Annotated in this window: 17 protein-coding genes and 1 pseudogene; 10 read left to right on the forward strand and 8 right to left on the reverse strand. The window is 44.5% G+C overall.

Annotation, left to right across the window (positions count from 1 at the left end; translation table 11 throughout):
- The 4 genes from XMG48_RS03920 to XMG48_RS12160 form a co-directional block, all read left to right on the forward strand.
- The coding region (locus tag XMG48_RS03920; protein WP_217363818.1) for a hypothetical protein at positions 1-863 on the forward strand (863 nt) is incomplete at its 5' end.
- 138 nt (positions 864-1,001) lie between these two features.
- The gene (locus XMG48_RS03925; protein ID WP_173480770.1) at positions 1,002-1,925 is read left to right on the forward strand and encodes a hypothetical protein; all 924 of its coding nucleotides are present in this window, start codon (positions 1,002-1,004) and stop codon (positions 1,923-1,925) included.
- Positions 1,926-1,941: 16 nt separating this feature from the next.
- Positions 1,942-2,148, forward strand: coding sequence for a CBS domain-containing protein (locus XMG48_RS12155; RefSeq protein ID WP_371731429.1), 207 nt, complete (start codon positions 1,942-1,944; stop codon positions 2,146-2,148).
- Between the two features lie 16 nt (positions 2,149-2,164).
- On the forward strand, positions 2,165-2,344 hold the full coding sequence (locus XMG48_RS12160; protein ID WP_254856799.1) for an HPP family protein: 180 nt from the start codon (positions 2,165-2,167) through the stop codon (positions 2,342-2,344).
- Between the two features lie 92 nt (positions 2,345-2,436).
- Here the strand turns inward: XMG48_RS12160 and XMG48_RS03935 are convergent, their stop codons facing one another.
- Positions 2,437-5,478, reverse strand: coding sequence for an efflux RND transporter permease subunit (locus XMG48_RS03935; protein ID WP_116369200.1), 3,042 nt, complete (start codon positions 5,476-5,478; stop codon positions 2,437-2,439).
- A gap of 3 nt (positions 5,479-5,481) precedes the next feature.
- Positions 5,482-6,633 carry an efflux RND transporter periplasmic adaptor subunit gene (locus tag XMG48_RS03940; RefSeq protein WP_217363819.1) on the reverse strand — a complete coding sequence of 384 codons (1,152 nt, stop codon included), beginning with the start codon at positions 6,631-6,633 and terminating at the stop codon, positions 5,482-5,484.
- Positions 6,634-6,757: 124 nt separating this feature from the next.
- Between XMG48_RS03940 and XMG48_RS03945 the strand changes: the two genes are divergently transcribed.
- The 6 genes and pseudogenes from XMG48_RS03945 (at position 6,758) to XMG48_RS03970 (ending at position 10,871) form a co-directional block, all read left to right on the forward strand.
- Complete coding sequence (locus tag XMG48_RS03945; protein WP_136249857.1) at positions 6,758-7,378, forward strand: TetR/AcrR family transcriptional regulator; 621 nt, start codon at positions 6,758-6,760, stop codon at positions 7,376-7,378.
- A 58-nt stretch (positions 7,379-7,436) separates the two neighbouring features.
- A pseudogene (locus tag XMG48_RS03950) lies at positions 7,437-8,036 on the forward strand (IS3 family transposase); the annotation flags it as partial.
- Positions 8,037-8,113: 77 nt separating this feature from the next.
- A complete protein-coding gene (locus XMG48_RS03955; RefSeq protein ID WP_136249858.1) occupies positions 8,114-8,482 on the forward strand; it encodes a hypothetical protein in 369 nt (122 codons plus the stop codon).
- Between the two features lie 88 nt (positions 8,483-8,570).
- On the forward strand, positions 8,571-9,551 hold the full coding sequence (locus tag XMG48_RS03960; protein WP_136249859.1) for an IS5 family transposase: 981 nt from the start codon (positions 8,571-8,573) through the stop codon (positions 9,549-9,551).
- A gap of 181 nt (positions 9,552-9,732) precedes the next feature.
- A complete protein-coding gene (locus tag XMG48_RS03965) occupies positions 9,733-10,041 on the forward strand; it encodes a hypothetical protein (RefSeq protein WP_173480772.1) in 309 nt (102 codons plus the stop codon).
- A complete protein-coding gene (locus XMG48_RS03970; protein ID WP_173480773.1) occupies positions 10,038-10,871 on the forward strand; it encodes an SDR family NAD(P)-dependent oxidoreductase in 834 nt (277 codons plus the stop codon). Before XMG48_RS03965 ends, XMG48_RS03970 begins: the two co-directional genes overlap by 4 nt.
- A 533-nt stretch (positions 10,872-11,404) precedes the next feature.
- Here XMG48_RS03970 and queE read toward each other — a convergent pair.
- The 6 genes from queE to fnr all read right to left on the reverse strand — a co-directional run bounded on the left by queE (position 11,405) and on the right by fnr (position 15,774).
- Positions 11,405-12,055, reverse strand: a complete 651-nt coding sequence (queE, locus tag XMG48_RS03975) for a 7-carboxy-7-deazaguanine synthase (protein ID WP_173481156.1) — start codon at positions 12,053-12,055, stop codon at positions 11,405-11,407.
- Positions 12,055-12,972 (reverse strand): recombination-associated protein RdgC, encoded by a 918-nt coding sequence (locus XMG48_RS03980; protein ID WP_173480774.1) that lies wholly within the window; start codon positions 12,970-12,972, stop codon positions 12,055-12,057. Before XMG48_RS03980 ends, queE begins: the two co-directional genes overlap by 1 nt.
- 99 nt (positions 12,973-13,071) lie before the next feature.
- Positions 13,072-13,476, reverse strand: a complete 405-nt coding sequence (locus tag XMG48_RS03985) for a thioredoxin fold domain-containing protein (RefSeq protein WP_173480775.1) — start codon at positions 13,474-13,476, stop codon at positions 13,072-13,074.
- Between the two features lie 25 nt (positions 13,477-13,501).
- Positions 13,502-14,380, reverse strand: coding sequence for an alpha/beta hydrolase (locus XMG48_RS03990; RefSeq protein ID WP_173480776.1), 879 nt, complete (start codon positions 14,378-14,380; stop codon positions 13,502-13,504).
- A 76-nt stretch (positions 14,381-14,456) separates the two neighbouring features.
- Positions 14,457-14,999, reverse strand: coding sequence for an adenine phosphoribosyltransferase (locus XMG48_RS03995; protein WP_173480777.1), 543 nt, complete (start codon positions 14,997-14,999; stop codon positions 14,457-14,459).
- Between the two features lie 13 nt (positions 15,000-15,012).
- The gene (gene fnr / locus XMG48_RS04000) at positions 15,013-15,774 is read right to left on the reverse strand and encodes a fumarate/nitrate reduction transcriptional regulator Fnr (protein WP_173480778.1); all 762 of its coding nucleotides are present in this window, start codon (positions 15,772-15,774) and stop codon (positions 15,013-15,015) included.
- Between the last annotated feature and the right edge of the window lie 58 nt (positions 15,775-15,832).

The following is a 15,832-nucleotide window of genomic DNA, read 5'->3' on the forward strand; positions in this document are numbered from 1 at the left end:
AACAGCAAAACGCTTGGAGCCAGGGCTTGAGAGTTTTGTCAGAAACTAATCCGCTCGAGTTTGAAAGGGTGTTTGCTTCCTCTAAGAAGCAGGCTGTGAGGGATGTAGGATTCGATAATTTCATGAATTACAGCAAAGAGTTGGTAGAGCTTGATGTGATTGATCTTGTCTCAATGATTCTTCACCGACCTTATAAGAATCGAAAATTCAAACGTAAACATTTTCATGTTGGCAGGTTAGATCATTCAATAGGATACACGCGTTCAAATGTGGCTTTACAAGACGCTAGATCAAACATCAGAGAGTCTAGAGCTAGAAACGGTGTAGTTTCATCAATTAGATACAACTTGGTCTCTTTGGCGCATTTGCTAGCTAGTGATGAACGTCTACAGCAGTTAGAGTATTTCGTATCGATTCATGTCTGGCTTGTAAATGCTGCTCGGTATGCTCCTGAAGCCTTGCAGGCAAGCTATAACTTAATTGCGGATATGAGAGATGATCTATTTGCTGTTCTTCATGAGCCAGATTCTTTGCTGCCCAGTCAAAGAGATACGATCAGAAACTTTTTGTGCATCAATGAAGGGATGAATCCTTTTTATGACTTGAGAGTAGCTTCTCACATTTCACCGTTCTCTACTAAAACAATAAGCGCAGCCTATTTACCTAAGAATGATACCTTAGATTTTAATTTAGATAGCTCGGAAGAAAATAATCTTGATTATTATATTGAAGAACTGATGGAGTGGTTAAATTATAATTACGTGGTTTGTGATTCTGAAACGCCTTATCTGATTCGAAATATTAAGAAAATGTTCATAGATGGTATGAAAACTTCAGAAGTTGTTGACTTTATGTTGGCTTGATTTAATAGGGAGGCGGAAGCCTCCTTTTTATTTTTAAAATTTGTCATGAATTTTTACAAAAATTCATTATTGCTTTTTTTTCTTTAAAATTATATTTTTGTATTACGGATTAATAATAATAAAAAGAGGTGTCCGCAAATGAAGAATATTAAATTAAATCTAACTCAAAGACCTAGTCTATACAGAATTGGTAAAACTGATTACCAATTTGATGGCAACTTAAGTGAACTGTTCACAGCAGACGAAGTTATCCACGCTTACGAAATAATTAGTGAAATTGGTAATGAAGACGTTGTGATGGCTTCTCCGTTATTTCATTTATTCAAGAAAGCCTACCCCGAAAAAAATGATGAGCTATCACACTCAGAGCACTCAGCTAAGCTGAGGTATACGTTATACAGCCCTGTACAAGACGCGCTTCTAAGATTTGTTACATCAAGGGCATTGGAACTAGCTGATGCAATTCCTGTAAGAGATAAGGTGAATGAAAGTGATCGCTGGGAGCGATTCATTGATGCATTTGATCTGTTATCTAGGAAGTATAAGAGTCTACCTAATAGAATCTTACCTTTAGAATTGTTGTCAGACAGTAAGAATGATCTTTGGAAGATCATGTATAAGCTGCTTAGTGATCGAAAAATGTATTCCGCCGATATGAGTGCTGCAAATTTCTCGGACTGGGTTGAGCAGTATGCAATTGAATCGATAGCGATTGATCACAGTAATATAGCACCTGAATTCTTCGACACTCTTTCGAATGATCAGACTTTCAAGATACTCAAAGTATCTAGGATCGTAGAGCATGAGGTTCCGTATTTGGAAACAAAGACAAAGAACCCTTATACCCTTATGGCTGAAAATAAAGTTCTGGGAGGAGTTGATAAGTCATTTCAACGTTTCGTTAACATCTCTTCGTATAGTGCTATCGGAATTGATTTGGCACAAATTGCAGACAAACTTCTTACTGACGATAAGGAAGATCTCTTAAATTGGAGTGCGATAAAATCAATACCTCCCCGCTACAAGCAAAAAGAAAGATCGGAACTTAATTTCGACTTCTAGGGGCATAGCGAACATAATGTCTAAGCGCGTAGTGAGTGTTCACATGGATGACAGCTTACAGTCGCTTAGAGAGCTATTTTCGGCAACGGGATTTCATCATTTACTCGTGGTACATGACAATGTACTTACCGGAATCATTTCAGATCGCGATTTTTTAAAAGCGATAAGTCCGTTTATTGATACCGTTGGTGAGCGAGTGCGAGACAGAGCAACATTTAGATAAGCGTGCCCATCAAATCATGACCCGAGAAGTCATCACCTTAACCCCGGAGGATTCCGTTTTTACTGCCATCGAATTGTTCAATAACAATAAGATATCGTGCATACCCATAGTCGACATACATTATCACCCAGTGGGTATAGTGTCGTGGCGAAATGTGATGAAGTTTATGCAGAAAAGGGTAGAAGCAAAACGCTAAAATGGCGCTAGCACCTTTGACGAGCGTTTTATCAAAGGTGATAGAGCGTATCGAGCAAGCGCCAAATTAACGTTACATTTATTCAGAAGCTGCTAGGCTTTTCTATAACTTACTTTAAATAGCAGGCTATATAAAACGGGAACGGCAATAAGCGTTAGAATTGTCGCGAATGTGAGTCCGCCCATTATGGTCACAGCCATATCGGCAAAAAAAGCATCAAACAACAATGGAGCCATCCCCAATATAGTTGTCACGGCCGCAAGTGCTACGGGTCTGACGCGGCTTAGTGTGGCTTCAACGATGGCGCTTTTTATTGCCAATCCTTCTTCAATTTGAAGATCAATTTCTTCAATAAGTACTATGGCATTTTTAATCAGCATCCCGAATAAACTCAAAAAGCCCAGTAGCGACATAAAGCCGAATGGCATATCAGTAGACAACAAGCCCGTGACTACACCTACTACCGCCATGGGGACAACCAGCCATATAATAAGCGGTTGGCGTACGTGGCCAAACAATAACACCGAGATAATGAACATCACTAAGAAACCAGCGGGTAAACCTGCACCTAAGGCCTGTTGAGCTTCGCTAGCGCTTTCAAACTCACCACCCCATTCAAGGTTGTAGCCCGCAGGCAAATCAATATCTTCAATTAACGGGCGAATACGCGCCAGCGCTTTGCCTGCGGTTTCATGTTCGCCAGGCTCTGCTTCAACGGTTATGGTGCGCAGGCGATCTTTGCGATGAATGCGCAGCTCTTCAGTCATAAGGTCTAAGCCATGTGATACCTGGGTAAAAGGAATATACTGACGTTGCTGAGAAGACCATACTTGAGACTCGCGAATAGACTGAAGAGCCGTGTCATCGGCGTTCCCCATTTTTGCCATGATATTATAGGCATAATCACCATCTTGCACGGTGCCCAGTTTCACACCACTGCTTGCGTACTGTACGGTTTGACTAAAATCTGAATGCGAAACCCCAGCAATTCCCGCATTGTAGTTGTCGAACTGTGTGTTTATTGCAAACCCTTTCTCTCGCCAGTTATGACGAACATCAATCACCTGACCATCTTCAAATAAACGGGCTTTGGCTTCTTCTGCTAGTTGGCGTAACACTTCAGTATCTGGACCTGAGAAACGCGCTTCGAGTTTAGCGCCTGAGCCTGGACCAAATTGCATGCGCTCCATATAGAAATTGGCATCTAAATCCAAATCACTTAGCTTGCTGGTTAATGCACGTTGAATGGCAGGAATGTGCTCTAATTCGCTGGCACGGACCATAAAGAATGCATAGTTTTCATTAGCGCTTTTTGGCGCGTATGTCAGCGTAAATCTATCAGCACCTTGCCCAATAAATGTGGTTACGGCACTGACATTATCCAGCGCTAAAATACGTTTCTCTGCTTCTTTGGCAATTTGCTCTGTCGCGCGAATGTCGCGGTCTTGGGGCCCCCAATAGTGCACAAAAAATACCGGTGCATTTGATGGTGGAAAGAACCCTTGTTTGACCATACCAAAACTGCCATAGGCAACAATGGTAATAACGAGGAGTGCTGCAATGGTTACCCAACGCAGTTTCAGTGCGCCGATAAGTGTGTGTTTAAACCACTGTTGTGCAGCGGAGGGCGCATCACTTTGTGATTGCGACATGCCCTTGCGATAAAAATGTGCGCCTAATACGGGGACCAACGTTACGGCAAGTATCCAGCTGATCATCAATGAAACCAACACTACGGCAAACAATGAATAAAGGAACTCGCCGGTTGCATCGTTAGATAAACCAATGCCAGAGAAGGCGGCAATACCTATTATGGTTGCGCCTAATAACGGCCATTGTGTGCGCTTAACAATGAAGCTGGCTGCATCTTTTGCTGAGGCACCTGTTGCCATTCGCAGCATCATGCCTTCTGCTACCACTATTGCATTATCGACCAGCATACCCATGGCGATGACCATTGCCCCTAATGAAATACGCTGAAGCTGAATATCCATCAACCACATGATGAGGATGGTACCGAGTACGGTAACAAGTAATACAGTGCCTACCACAACCCCAGAGCGCCATCCCATGAATAAACACAAGGTTAATGTTACCACGGCCACAGACATCACAAGGTTATTGATAAAGCCGTCCACCGAATCATCAACTACTGAGGCTTGATCGTAAATGGGAGTCAGGGTAATACCAACTGGAAGTTGTTTGAGCAGGGCCTCCACTTTTGCATTTACTCGCTCGCCGACATCTACGATGTTCACATCCGTTAATGCTGACACACTTAGCGTAAGGGCTTCTGCACCGTTATATCGCACTAATACAGGCTGAATATCAGCAGGTTCGAGTTTTAAGGTCGCAACATCAGCAACACGCAAAGAACGGTTTGTACCAGGGATCACCAGTGATAGATTTGAAATTTCATCTAATCTGTCTGGTGCACGCTTGACAATCAAGCGCACGTTTTTTTCATCCACCTTTACGCGCCCACCATTGAATGGTCGAAGATTGTCTTGGAACAATGAGGTCAAATCTGGGAAAGAAATACCCAACCCAGCGAGTTGATATGGGTTGATGTAAGCAACAATTTGCTCTTTTTGAATACCGGTTACGTTGACCTTTGCCACACCTTCAGTGGTAAGTAAATCTCGACGAATAATTCGGGCAAACTCACGTAACTCATGGGTGTCGAAATCTGGAGCGCTGAGAGCGTAATAAAGCCCATAAACATCACCGAAGTCATCAAATACTACGGGGTCTTGAGCGCCCGTGGGCAGCGAACTGGCGGTGTCGTGAAGGCGCTTCCTCAATTCGTCCCAAATTTGAGGTAACACATCACTATCGTAAGTACTCTTTACCTCTACGGTAATTTCAGAACGCCCTGGAGAAGATATTGAAGTCACTTCTTTTAATTGGGGCATTTGTTGAATAGCGATTTCTAAACGTTCTGTGATTTCACGTTCAACTTTTTCCGCGCTAGCGCCAGGATAAGCAGTGTATATCTTAACTTGTTTGATGGTAAAAGCAGGGTCTTCAAGTCGACCAATTTTGGTCATAGCCAGCACACCACCTAGTAGCAGTATGATGACCATCAGCCAAACATTTACGGGTTTGTCGATTGAAAAGCGGGCGATATCCATGGTTTATTTTTCTCCCTTATACGGAAGCACTTTCATGTTTTCTCGCATTTGTGCTGCTCCAGCGGCAACCACCTTTTGACCAAGTGAAATTGGCCCTTCTACTACAGCAATATCCCCCTCGATATGTTTGACATCAACGCTGTGTTGTTTCACTGTTTGTAGACTGTCATCAAGTACCCAAACGGCAAAGCCATCGTTCTCATCACCGACTAGTGCTTTCACTGGCACGACTAAGCCGTCGGAATATAAACTACCTTGAAGGCTTACTTTAACCACTGCTCGAGCACCAGGAGTGAGTGGTAATTCTTTTCGAGGCTCCATGGCGAATACTACTTCGTAGGTTTGAGATACGGGGTCCGGTTGTGTGGAATGCTCAACATAAGTTACTGGGTACCACTGACTGCGGTTTGTCGCCAATGTGGCACTCGCTTGCTTAATGCCACGCCCTATGTTGGCGGTAAGTAAGCGCTCTGGCACATTGATATTAAAGTAGATTTTCGACACATCTTGCAAACGGGCGATAGCAGTCCCTGATTTTACAAAACTGTTATTTTCTACAAGACGTTGGGATACTTTCGCATCAAATGGCGCGTAAAGCCGAGTATAACTTAAGTCTTGTTCTGCGTTTTTAAGGTCAATAACAGATAATTCATAGGATGTTTTTGCCGAATCCAGTGCGCTTTGAGATACCAAATTTTGTGCGAACATTTTTTCAATTCTATCGAGTTCTCGTTTTGCTTGTTCTAATCTGGTTTTAGACTCTTCAACTCTGCGCTCAAAGGGCTTTCTGTCTATTGTGGCAAGCAGCTTGCCTTTAGTGATATCACTGCCGGTAACTAAATCGGTTTGTATTAATCGGCCAGAGACTTCAAAACTCAAATCAACAGTTTTCACAGCAGATACGACGGCAGGAAACGTAAATTCGTCAAAATTGGGAATAGGTGAGACTTCAGCAAACTTCACATGCCGCACTACCTCCGATTGTTGCTGCTGAGCTTTTTCAGGTGAGCAAGCGGTGAAAATAAAAATAGAAAAGAGACTTAGCGCTAGAGTATGTGAGTAGTGTTTCAAGGACATAGTCGTATGCCATCCATTAGTAATATGTTGAACATAGATAACCAGTATCGTTGCATTTAAAAACAACCTACGTTGCAAACATTGTGCGCCTTATAGTATGTTAATACAAAAGTAAACTGGCGAGTGCATTATGGTTCATCTGCATTGAAAAGTAAACTGGTCGGTGTAAAAAGAAGTTTTATATGATTAAGAGAGTAGACCAATGGCTGGCAATACACGAACCCTTAGCGACTTAAAACGCGAAGCGATTATTCAAGCAGCGACGCAAGCGTTTCAAGAATTTGGCGTGAAAGGTACTAGCATGGATAAGCTTGCTGAGTTGGCTAATGTGTCTAAGCGTACTGTGTATAATCACTTTTCTACGAAAGAAGATTTAGTTATGCATCTTGTCACCGAGCAGTGGCAAAGTGCCATAATGAATATCACAGCGCATTACTTACCTAACGAACCTCTCGATACACAGCTGCAAAGCATCATTCTCAAAGACATCGAGTTTATGGTAAGTGAAAGTCATCTTGATTTAGCCCGTGTAGCGATTGGCTACTTCTTTTATGAACCTGATAAACTCAAAGACGAAGTAGCGCAGTTAAAAGCTCAGGAAACGGCCATGCATCGATGGCTCAATGATGCAAAGGCTGATGGCAGATTGGCTTTTGATGATGTTAAATACGTGGTGAATGAAATAGACAGTTTGGTAAAAGGGCAGTGTTTCTGGCCACAGCTTTTTAAAATTGAAGATGCGCTAAGTGACGAGGCTAAAAAGAATATTGCCAAGAACATTGTTGCACTAATTTTGAGTCGATATGCAATAGAGAGTAAATAGCGTGTTAAACGGGGAATCTATTATCATACGTAGCTGTTTGAAGTAATGCTCAGAAGATCTGAAGGCTCAGGTGGGCTATCGCAGGCCACGTCATCGTGGTGGTGAGAGTCACATTGTTGTTCCCAACCGGTTGCAGCGTCAGTTTAATCCTACGGCGCCAGATGAAGCCTGGGTAACGGATATTACACATATCCGCACTCACGAAGGTTGGTTATATCTGGCAGTGGTCGTGGATTTGTTCTCACGCAAAGTGATTGGCTGGTCAATGCAGTCACGCATTACCAAAGACATTGTGCTGAATGCGCTGCTGATGGCTGTCTGGCGGCGTAATCCTAAACAACAAGTGATGGTGCATTCCGACCAGGGAAGCCAGTACACCAGCCATGATTGGCAAGCATTCCTCAAAGCTAATGGCCTGGAAGGTAGCATGAGCAGACGAGGAAACTGTCACGACAATGCTGTTGCTGAGAGTTTCTTCCAACTACTGAAACGTGAACGCATCAAGCGAAAAATCTACTCAACAAGAGACGATGCCAGAAGCGATATCTTTGAATACATCGAGATGTTTTATAACTGCAAAAGAAAACATGGTTCCAATAATCTGCTGTCACCAGTAGAGTATGAAAACCGTTACCAAGAAAGGCTGGGAAGTGTCTAAGTTATTGGTAGCGATTCACTGGCATATTAATCTATAATCAACCCTATGAATGAGCCTTGTATAGAGTAAACTTTGTTATGCCACACCATATATCAAAAATTGATAATTCTCACATTATAATGGTGGTATATGAAGGAGAGATAGACTTCGATGAACGCACTCAAATCTTTCAAACAATAATTACTGATTACAAACAAAAAGCCATTTATAAGTTACTCATTGATTATCGATTAGCCAATTTAAAAGCTTCAAAAGTTGAACAAACTATTTTCGCGAGATTTGTAACATCAGAACTAAAATTCAAACACGCTGCAATTGCAATACTCGATAATGAACCTCAAAATGGTATCTATCCTGCAATCAAAGATAATGTCCAACTTACTCAATATAGAGTAAAACAGTTTTCAGATGAACTTGAAGCATTGAACTGGTTAAATTCAATCTAACTCAACACAGTGCCATCTAAGGAAGATGCGAATAAGTTCCTGATGTGAGATCATAGTGACATAGCAATCCAGCAGGAACCAATGTTCCATGAGCCACCAGTTCACCTTTGCCGATAGCGAGTTTTCCAGCAAACGCCGTCAGACTCGTAAAGAGATATTTTTATCCCGAATGGATAACCTGCTACCGTGGTCTCAATTGCTGGATGTAATAGACCCTTTCTACCCCAAGGCGGGTAATGGTCGCCGTCCGTATCCGCTGGAAACCATGTTCCGCATTCACTGTATGCAGCAGTGGTACAGTCTTGGTGATGAAGCCATGGAGGACGCGCTGTACGAGATTACTTCAATGCGCCAGTTTGCACAACTGTCACTGGATAAGGCCATTCCTGACCGCACCACCATCATGAATTTCCGGCACTTACTGGAAAAACACACACTCACGCGCAAGTTATTTAAAACCGTCAACCAATGGCTGTCGGATTGTGGTGTGATGATGACACAGGGCACGTTGGTGGATGCGACGATTATTGAAGCGCCTAGCTCCACCAAGAACAAAGACAAGCAACGTGACCCGGATATGCATCAGACCAAGAAAGGCAACGAATGGCACTTCGGCATGAAAGCCCATATTGGCGTGGATGCCAAGAGCGGCTTAACCCATACGCTGGTGACTACTGCCGCCAATGAACATGATCTGAATCAGTTGAAAAACCTGTTGCACGGCGACGAGGAATTCATCTCTGGTGATGCTGGTTATCAGGGCGCAGAGAAGCGGGAAGAACTGAAAGACTCGAATGTAGAATGGCTAATTGCCGAGCGTCCCGGCAAGGTGCGAGCCCTGAAAAAGCATCCTCGTAAGAACAAAACCATTATTAACATCGAATACTTAAAAGCCAGCATCCGGGCAAAGGTAGAGCATCCGTTTCGGATCATCAAATGTCAGTTTGGCTTTATCAAAGCACGCTATAAAGGACTGATGAAAAATGACTCTCAGTTAGCCATGCTATTCACCTTGGCAAACCTGTTTAAAGTAGACCAAATGTTGCGACGACAGCCAAGATCTGTCTGAAATCCGGGAATCGCCCGAAATAGGGTCGAAATCCGGCCGAAAATTGGGGAGAATTGGAAATTTGGTGTTCAAAAGTTAGGCGGTCAGCTCAAAGCTTCGCTCGATACCTAAATCGCAGGACCTATTCGCAGCTTCCCTAGAATAAGTACACTTACAGAAATTTCATACTTTGGAGTAATTTTTGGGTAAGCTTAATTTTTTTCTTCAACTAATCCGCCAAATGGATTCAGCTGCAAATGACCTTGGGTTAGGCAGTTTGACCGACTCCGATCGAATAGTGCTCGTTAAGTTATGGGATGCCCTTGATCAAAAGAGTTCTCAAGCGACGCTCAGTCATGAAAAGTTTGAAGAGTTAACAAGAAAGCAGGAAATAGAGGTTTCTCGCTCTCAATTCTTTAAATCACTTAAAAAGCTTGAAGATATTGGTCTTATAAAGCGCATTGGTGGCCCCAGAAGCGCTACATACCAGCTAATTGATGATAATTCATGAAACATATTTTAATCACCGGTGTATCCCCTGGTGGAATCGGTTACTACTGTGCTTTACGTTTAAGAGAGCTGGGTCATAACGTTGTTGGGACCATACGAAACAATGAAGATGCTGAAGAGTTAGCATTAAAAGGTATTCCTACAGTCTTCATCGAGATGTCTGATTATAGAAGCATTCAGAGTGGCTTTAATGCAGCGTTAGAACTCTTGGATAATCGTATCGACGTTCTATTTCAAAATGCAGGGTTTGGCCAAGCAGGCTTCGTAGAAGACCTACCCGTCGAAGCGTTTGAAGAACAGTTCAAAGTAAATGTTTTCGGATTGCACCATCTCAATACGCTTGCCATCCCTCACATGAGACAACAAGGAGAGGGGCGAATTGTCATTCACAGTTCTGTACTAGGGTTTGTTGGTATGGCGTGTCGTGGAGCCTATGTCGCCAGTAAGTACGCCCTTGAAGGCATGGTTCAGTCGATGCGAGTTGAGATGAAAGGCAGCGGAATAGAGTTCAGTCTCCTTAATACAGGTCCAGTAGAGAGTCGATTCAGAGCGAATGCTTTAAAAGCCTTATTGAAGTATGTGAATGTCGAGCACTCTGTTAACAAAGATATTTACAATGAAACTGTGTTACCACGCCTAAATAAGCCTGATCATGAGAGCACTGGAAACTACCCACAAGAATACGTTTTTAAAGCGCTAGACCATGCCATCAATGCACGAAAACCCAAAGCGAATTACTTTATTACCCCTCCTACAAAGGCCCTTTACTGGTTAGAAAAGTTGCTTCCGAAGTATCAGCTTGATCGTTTGCTAAGAATAGTGGATCGATAAATCTAAGTGATGTTACTAGTATGAGAGCAAAGGGATTCATCAAGGCTTTAGTTTAGTTCTAGGAAGAGTAAGTCCGTATCAGTAAACCCCAGATCCTTGTCATTATAATTTGAATATCAAGCTTAATTTGAATTTAAATATTAGATTGCACTAATATATATCCACAGCCTTCTCCAATGCACAGTTTTAAATTCAAATCATGTTGATACCAGTATCAAACTTAGTTTGAAATAACATAATTCTGCATCAGTGTCGCCAAAGTACTAACTTAAGTTCTATTTTCGACATTATGATCAAGTTAGGCCCAAAATAGACAATTTAAGATTACATTGCCAATGTAAGTTATTGTTTATTATAGGCTTAATGGTATTGGTTAAATTTTAACCAATTTTCTGCTTTTACCTTTTAATGACGCTTTAGTTCACCTTTGATGACTCTGTGCACAGGGTTATCCACAGATAATGTGAGCACACTTTGCTAGCCCCCATGGTTACTGGGGTGGTCGATTTTAGAGAATTAAAGGTTAAAAACGATCAGTCGATGTCAAGGATTTTGTGGGTCTGAATGCTCAATTTCCATTGAGGATTTTGCATACAATATTCGATACAACGTGCACGATTTTCAAGCGCGTTTTGGTCATCCAGGGGTTGGATGTAGAAGTGTTCGAAGCTTAGATTTTGGAACTGTTCTGGCTGTGCTCTGAGCTCTTTTTGCGGGTAGACCAGCTTCAACTCGTGGCCCTCTAAAAGAAGAATCTCGGAGCTCCCTTTGGGGCTGACACAGACCCAATCGATTCCGTTTGGAAGCGGTAGGGTGCCGTTGGTCTCAATGGCGATCTCAAACCCTTGGTTATGTAGAGCATCGATCAGATCGCTGTCCATCTGCAGGGCAGGCTCGCCCCCGGTGATGACGACAAAGGGTTGTCCTTGCTTAGGATCTGGCCAGAAGCTAGCGATCCTTTGTGCCAGGGCTTCGGCGGAGGTGAACTTGCCGCCGTTTTGACCATCCGTACCCACGAAATCGGTATCACAGAATTGGCAGACTGCAGCCACTCGATCGGCTTCACGACCACTCCAAAGATTACAACCGGTAAAGCGACAGAACACCGCAGGGCGTCCTGCGTGAAAGCCTTCGCCTTGTAGGGTGTAGAAGATCTCTTTTACGGAGTAGGTCTTTGCCAAAATTAAGCCTCTTCTGCCTCACCGCCCAGGGCTTCCAAAAGCTCAGGGAGTAGGCGGGTAAATTCAATGCCCAACAGGGCTAGATCAGCATCCAGTGCCAGTGCTTCGTCCTCTTGCTCGCGGTCGCTCTGTTGCTCTTGGTACTGATCCGTCATTTTAATCGAGTGCAGGGTTAGATCCGAGTGCATGACAAACTGCAATTGATCACGCCACACCAGTTCTAGGCGCTCTGCTAACATGCCTCCGCTAAGGTGCGCTTGGATCTCTTTATCTGTCAGGTTTTGGCCTTTAATCTTGATCTGGCTGCTGGTCTCTAGAGGATCGGTAAACTCGGTGACAGCACCCAGTTCAAGTGCACGGGGTAGATCACGGTTCTCTAGTAGCCAGTCGCTGAATACTTTGTTGGCAGGAAGCGCGGTCGAGGTCAGTTTTACCGATAGTGACCCTAGATCTTCACGCAGTGTGCTTAGCAGCTCTTCTGCGCGCTTAAAGCTGCTGCCTTCCACAATCAGTAGTTTATGGTGAGGCGCAATAAGAGCACGTGTGGTTTTACGGTGTGTAAATGCGCGTGGTAGCAGTGTCAGAGTGATCTCGTCCTTAAGCTGCACCTTCTCTTTACGGTAGACCTTACGATCTTCGGTCGCCTCTATCTGTTCTACCTTCTCGTTGAGCTGATCTTTGATCACGCTCGAGGGTAGGATCTTCTCCTCTTCTCGCAGTGAGATAAGGTGAAAGCCGTGACTGGTCAGTACCGGTAGATCGATGACACCTGGCGCCACTTTACCCCAACCCACTGAACGTGGTTCTGCGCCTTTGCAGGGTACGAAGGGTCTGGCTTCTAGCGCCTCCATCAGTGCGGCTTCATTGAATGAATCACTGGGAGAAAAACGGTACCAAATAGCGTTACGAAACCAGAGCATAAAACCTCTAAATGCGGATTAGGTGAAGGGGCGCTATTATGTTGCTCTGATAGAAGGGATGCAAGCAGAGAGCCCTCTGCTTGCGGTTAGTTTCTGAGCTTAAAAACTGTTACGAGCCGATTTAATCGCTTCATCGATGTAGTAACCGTAGAACTCTGGCGTGTTCACACCGACGATCTTTTTAGCGCGAGTCTCGCCCTTTGCATCGACAAATAGAATGGTCGGGGTGAAGCGTCCACCCAAGCTTTTAGCAACCTGTTCAGCCGAGCCCGTTGAGCCATCAAAGTTGATAACGGGAGTAGGGTTGCTCAGATCCAGTACCTGAATAGGGGGTGCATCGTTCGTTTGTAAAAGAGGTTTTAGGAAATCCTCTTTGACGGTAACACAGAAGGCACAGCCATCCTGAGAGACCAACAGAACAATTACTTCGTTAGGGTTCGCTTTACCAAGCGACTGAAGATCCGTAGCTGTCTCAAGCTTTACCTCGGCTTGGGCGCTTATCATAAGGCCCAAGCTGAGAAGAAGTGCGCTACAGGTTTTCGATAAAATCGACCGCATATTCCACCGCCTCGTCGGCAAACAGATCTAAGAAGAAGTGATCTGCATCCTCAACGACTACTAGTTCAATGTTCTCTTTGTCGATACTTTCCATCTTTTCAGGAAGATCTGCAACCACGGTATCCAAGCTGCCTGCGATGACTAGAGTAGGGATGTTCGTCTCTTTTAACACTGTGGGTGTGTCGTACTCTGGGTAGTTGCCGTAGTAGCTTAGGACGGCTTCAGCCGACGCACCGCTGTTCTCACAGTAGATGACGCTGATGCCATCGATTATCGCTTTAGGGTCCATGCCCTTAGCTTTCTCTAGAATCGGCTCGATGGGCGTTTCATAGCGTTTGCCATAACCCTCTAACGTCTTGCCGTAGTCCCAAGTTGCAGGTGCTAATAGAACTTGGCCTTTGATCTTATCTTGGTTAGCTGCAGCAAATTGAGCCGTCTGGTTGCCGCCACGTGAGTGACCCATTACCCAACGATCGCCTGCGCCCTGTCCATCCAGCCAAGTCTGCCAAGCATCCATTTCAGCCAGTGCTTGCTGCATGGTGTGTTGAGCCGGAACGGTACAGTCGTACATCGCTGATTCGCGGTTATCCAATCCATAACTTAGGTTGATGGCTAAAGTAGAGATGCCGTAATCGACCATCTGTTCCTGCACGTAGCTGATGATCTCCATCTCGTTGTGAGCCAGGGTGCCGTGCGTCAGCATTAGGACACCGTCTGCTAAGGATTTATCAGCAGCCAGTTCAAGATTGCCGTTGAGTGTTAAACCCTCAAAAGGAATCTGAACCTGTTCAGCCTGTGCAGTTGCTGCCATAAGTGATGCAGCGAGTAGGGTGGTCGATAGTCGAAGCATTTAAAACTCCATTAAACTTAAAATTTTTATCGTTTCTAGGTATAAAAAAACCGAGGTGGCTAAACCTCGGTTTCTATTAGAGACCGTCGTAGGCCAGTAAGCAGTATACGGGGACGCCGGTGTCTTGGATTTTTTGTGATCCGTTAAGGTCTGGCAGGTCAATCAGCGCTGCTACCTCAACAACGCTAGCCCCTAGACCGTTGATCAGTGTGCAGGCCGCCAGTGCTGTGCCCCCAGTGGCAATAAGGTCATCGATCAATACCACTTTGTCGCCAGCGGTAACGGCATCCTTCTGAATCTCCACGGAGGCTGTGCCGTACTCTAGCGTATAGTCTTGGTGAATCGTTTCACCGGGCAACTTGCCTTTTTTACGAACCAAAATCAGAGGCTTGTTCAGCTGGTGCGCAATAATCGCACCAAATAGAAAACCTCGAGCATCGATACAGGCTATGTGGGTAATATCCATCTGCATGTAACGATCAATAAAGGCGTTTGCGACCATGCGAGAGGCACGTGGATCTTGAAAAATCGGCGTAATATCACGGAACAGAATGCCAGGCTCTGGCCAATCTGGAATAGAGCGGACAACCGATTTTACATAGTGCTCGTCGTAAGACATTAAAGATCCTTATTTAACCGTGGTGTTGATTGCACTCTGGGCTGGGTGCTTCACCAGCCGCATCCAGCAGCGCTGCTTGATCAAGAATTTCCAGCTCTTTACCTTCAACACGAATCAGCTCTTGTGAAGAGAAGCGTGTAAAGATTCGACTGACCGTCTCGACCGCTAGGCCAAGGTAGTTGCCTATTTCGTTACGTGACATCGAAAGTCGGAAGGATTGTGCAGAGTAGCCACGCAGGGCATAACGTTGCGACAGCTTGAAAATAAAGGTTGCGATACGTTGTTCCGCCGTCTTTTTAGAGAGCAGCATCATCATCTGTTGGTCATCGCTGATCTCGTGGCTCATAGAGCGCATCACAGAACGACGCAGCTCTGGCATTTGACCTGCCAGATCGTCCAAGCGTGAGAAAGGGATCTCACAGACAGTGGTCGTCTCAAGCATCTTAGCCGACATTGGGTAGCTGCCTGAATCGAATCCGGCTAGGCCAACCAGTTCACCTGGGAAGTAGAAACCGTTGATCTGCTCTTCTCCCTCAGGGTTTACAGAGTAAGTTTTTAACGACCCCGCACGAATGGCGAACAGTGACGTGAACTCTTCACCCTGTCTAAACAGGAAGTCGCCCTTGTGAAGTGGTTTGCTCTTATCAACGATATCGTCGAGGCGAAGCGCCTCTTCGTCGTTTAGAGAGACAGGCAAGCAGAGTGTACTCAAGCTGCAGGTGTTACAGCTTACCTGGCCGATGCTGGCGAGTTTGATGTTTTTGGTGTCAGACATAAGGGCTCCTTAGTTGCCTGACAGTATATCCAAAAGCGCTTTATTGACCCAAGTCAAT

The organism is Marinobacterium sp. xm-g-48, from assembly GCF_013282925.1.
Taxonomy (GTDB): domain Bacteria; phylum Pseudomonadota; class Gammaproteobacteria; order Pseudomonadales; family Balneatricaceae; genus Marinobacterium_E.

Coding starts and splice junctions, on each gene's coding strand:
- XMG48_RS03985 (WP_173480775.1), bottom strand. CDS start 13,476: ATGATAAGCGCCCAAGCCGAGGTAAAGCTTGAGACAGCTACGGATCTT.
- XMG48_RS03960 (WP_136249859.1), top strand. CDS start 8,571: ATGAGCCACCAGTTCACCTTTGCCGATAGCGAGTTTTCCAGCAAACGC.
- XMG48_RS03945 (WP_136249857.1), top strand. CDS start 6,758: ATGGCTGGCAATACACGAACCCTTAGCGACTTAAAACGCGAAGCGATT.
- XMG48_RS03925 (WP_173480770.1), top strand. CDS start 1,002: ATGAAGAATATTAAATTAAATCTAACTCAAAGACCTAGTCTATACAGA.
- XMG48_RS03935 (WP_116369200.1), bottom strand. CDS start 5,478: ATGGATATCGCCCGCTTTTCAATCGACAAACCCGTAAATGTTTGGCTG.
- XMG48_RS12155 (WP_371731429.1), top strand. CDS start 1,942: ATGTCTAAGCGCGTAGTGAGTGTTCACATGGATGACAGCTTACAGTCG.
- XMG48_RS03980 (WP_173480774.1), bottom strand. CDS start 12,972: ATGCTCTGGTTTCGTAACGCTATTTGGTACCGTTTTTCTCCCAGTGAT.
- XMG48_RS03970 (WP_173480773.1), top strand. CDS start 10,038: ATGAAACATATTTTAATCACCGGTGTATCCCCTGGTGGAATCGGTTAC.
- XMG48_RS03995 (WP_173480777.1), bottom strand. CDS start 14,999: ATGTCTTACGACGAGCACTATGTAAAATCGGTTGTCCGCTCTATTCCA.
- XMG48_RS12160 (WP_254856799.1), top strand. CDS start 2,165: ATGACCCGAGAAGTCATCACCTTAACCCCGGAGGATTCCGTTTTTACT.
- XMG48_RS03955 (WP_136249858.1), top strand. CDS start 8,114: ATGCCACACCATATATCAAAAATTGATAATTCTCACATTATAATGGTG.
- fnr (WP_173480778.1), bottom strand. CDS start 15,774: ATGTCTGACACCAAAAACATCAAACTCGCCAGCATCGGCCAGGTAAGC.
- XMG48_RS03990 (WP_173480776.1), bottom strand. CDS start 14,380: ATGCTTCGACTATCGACCACCCTACTCGCTGCATCACTTATGGCAGCA.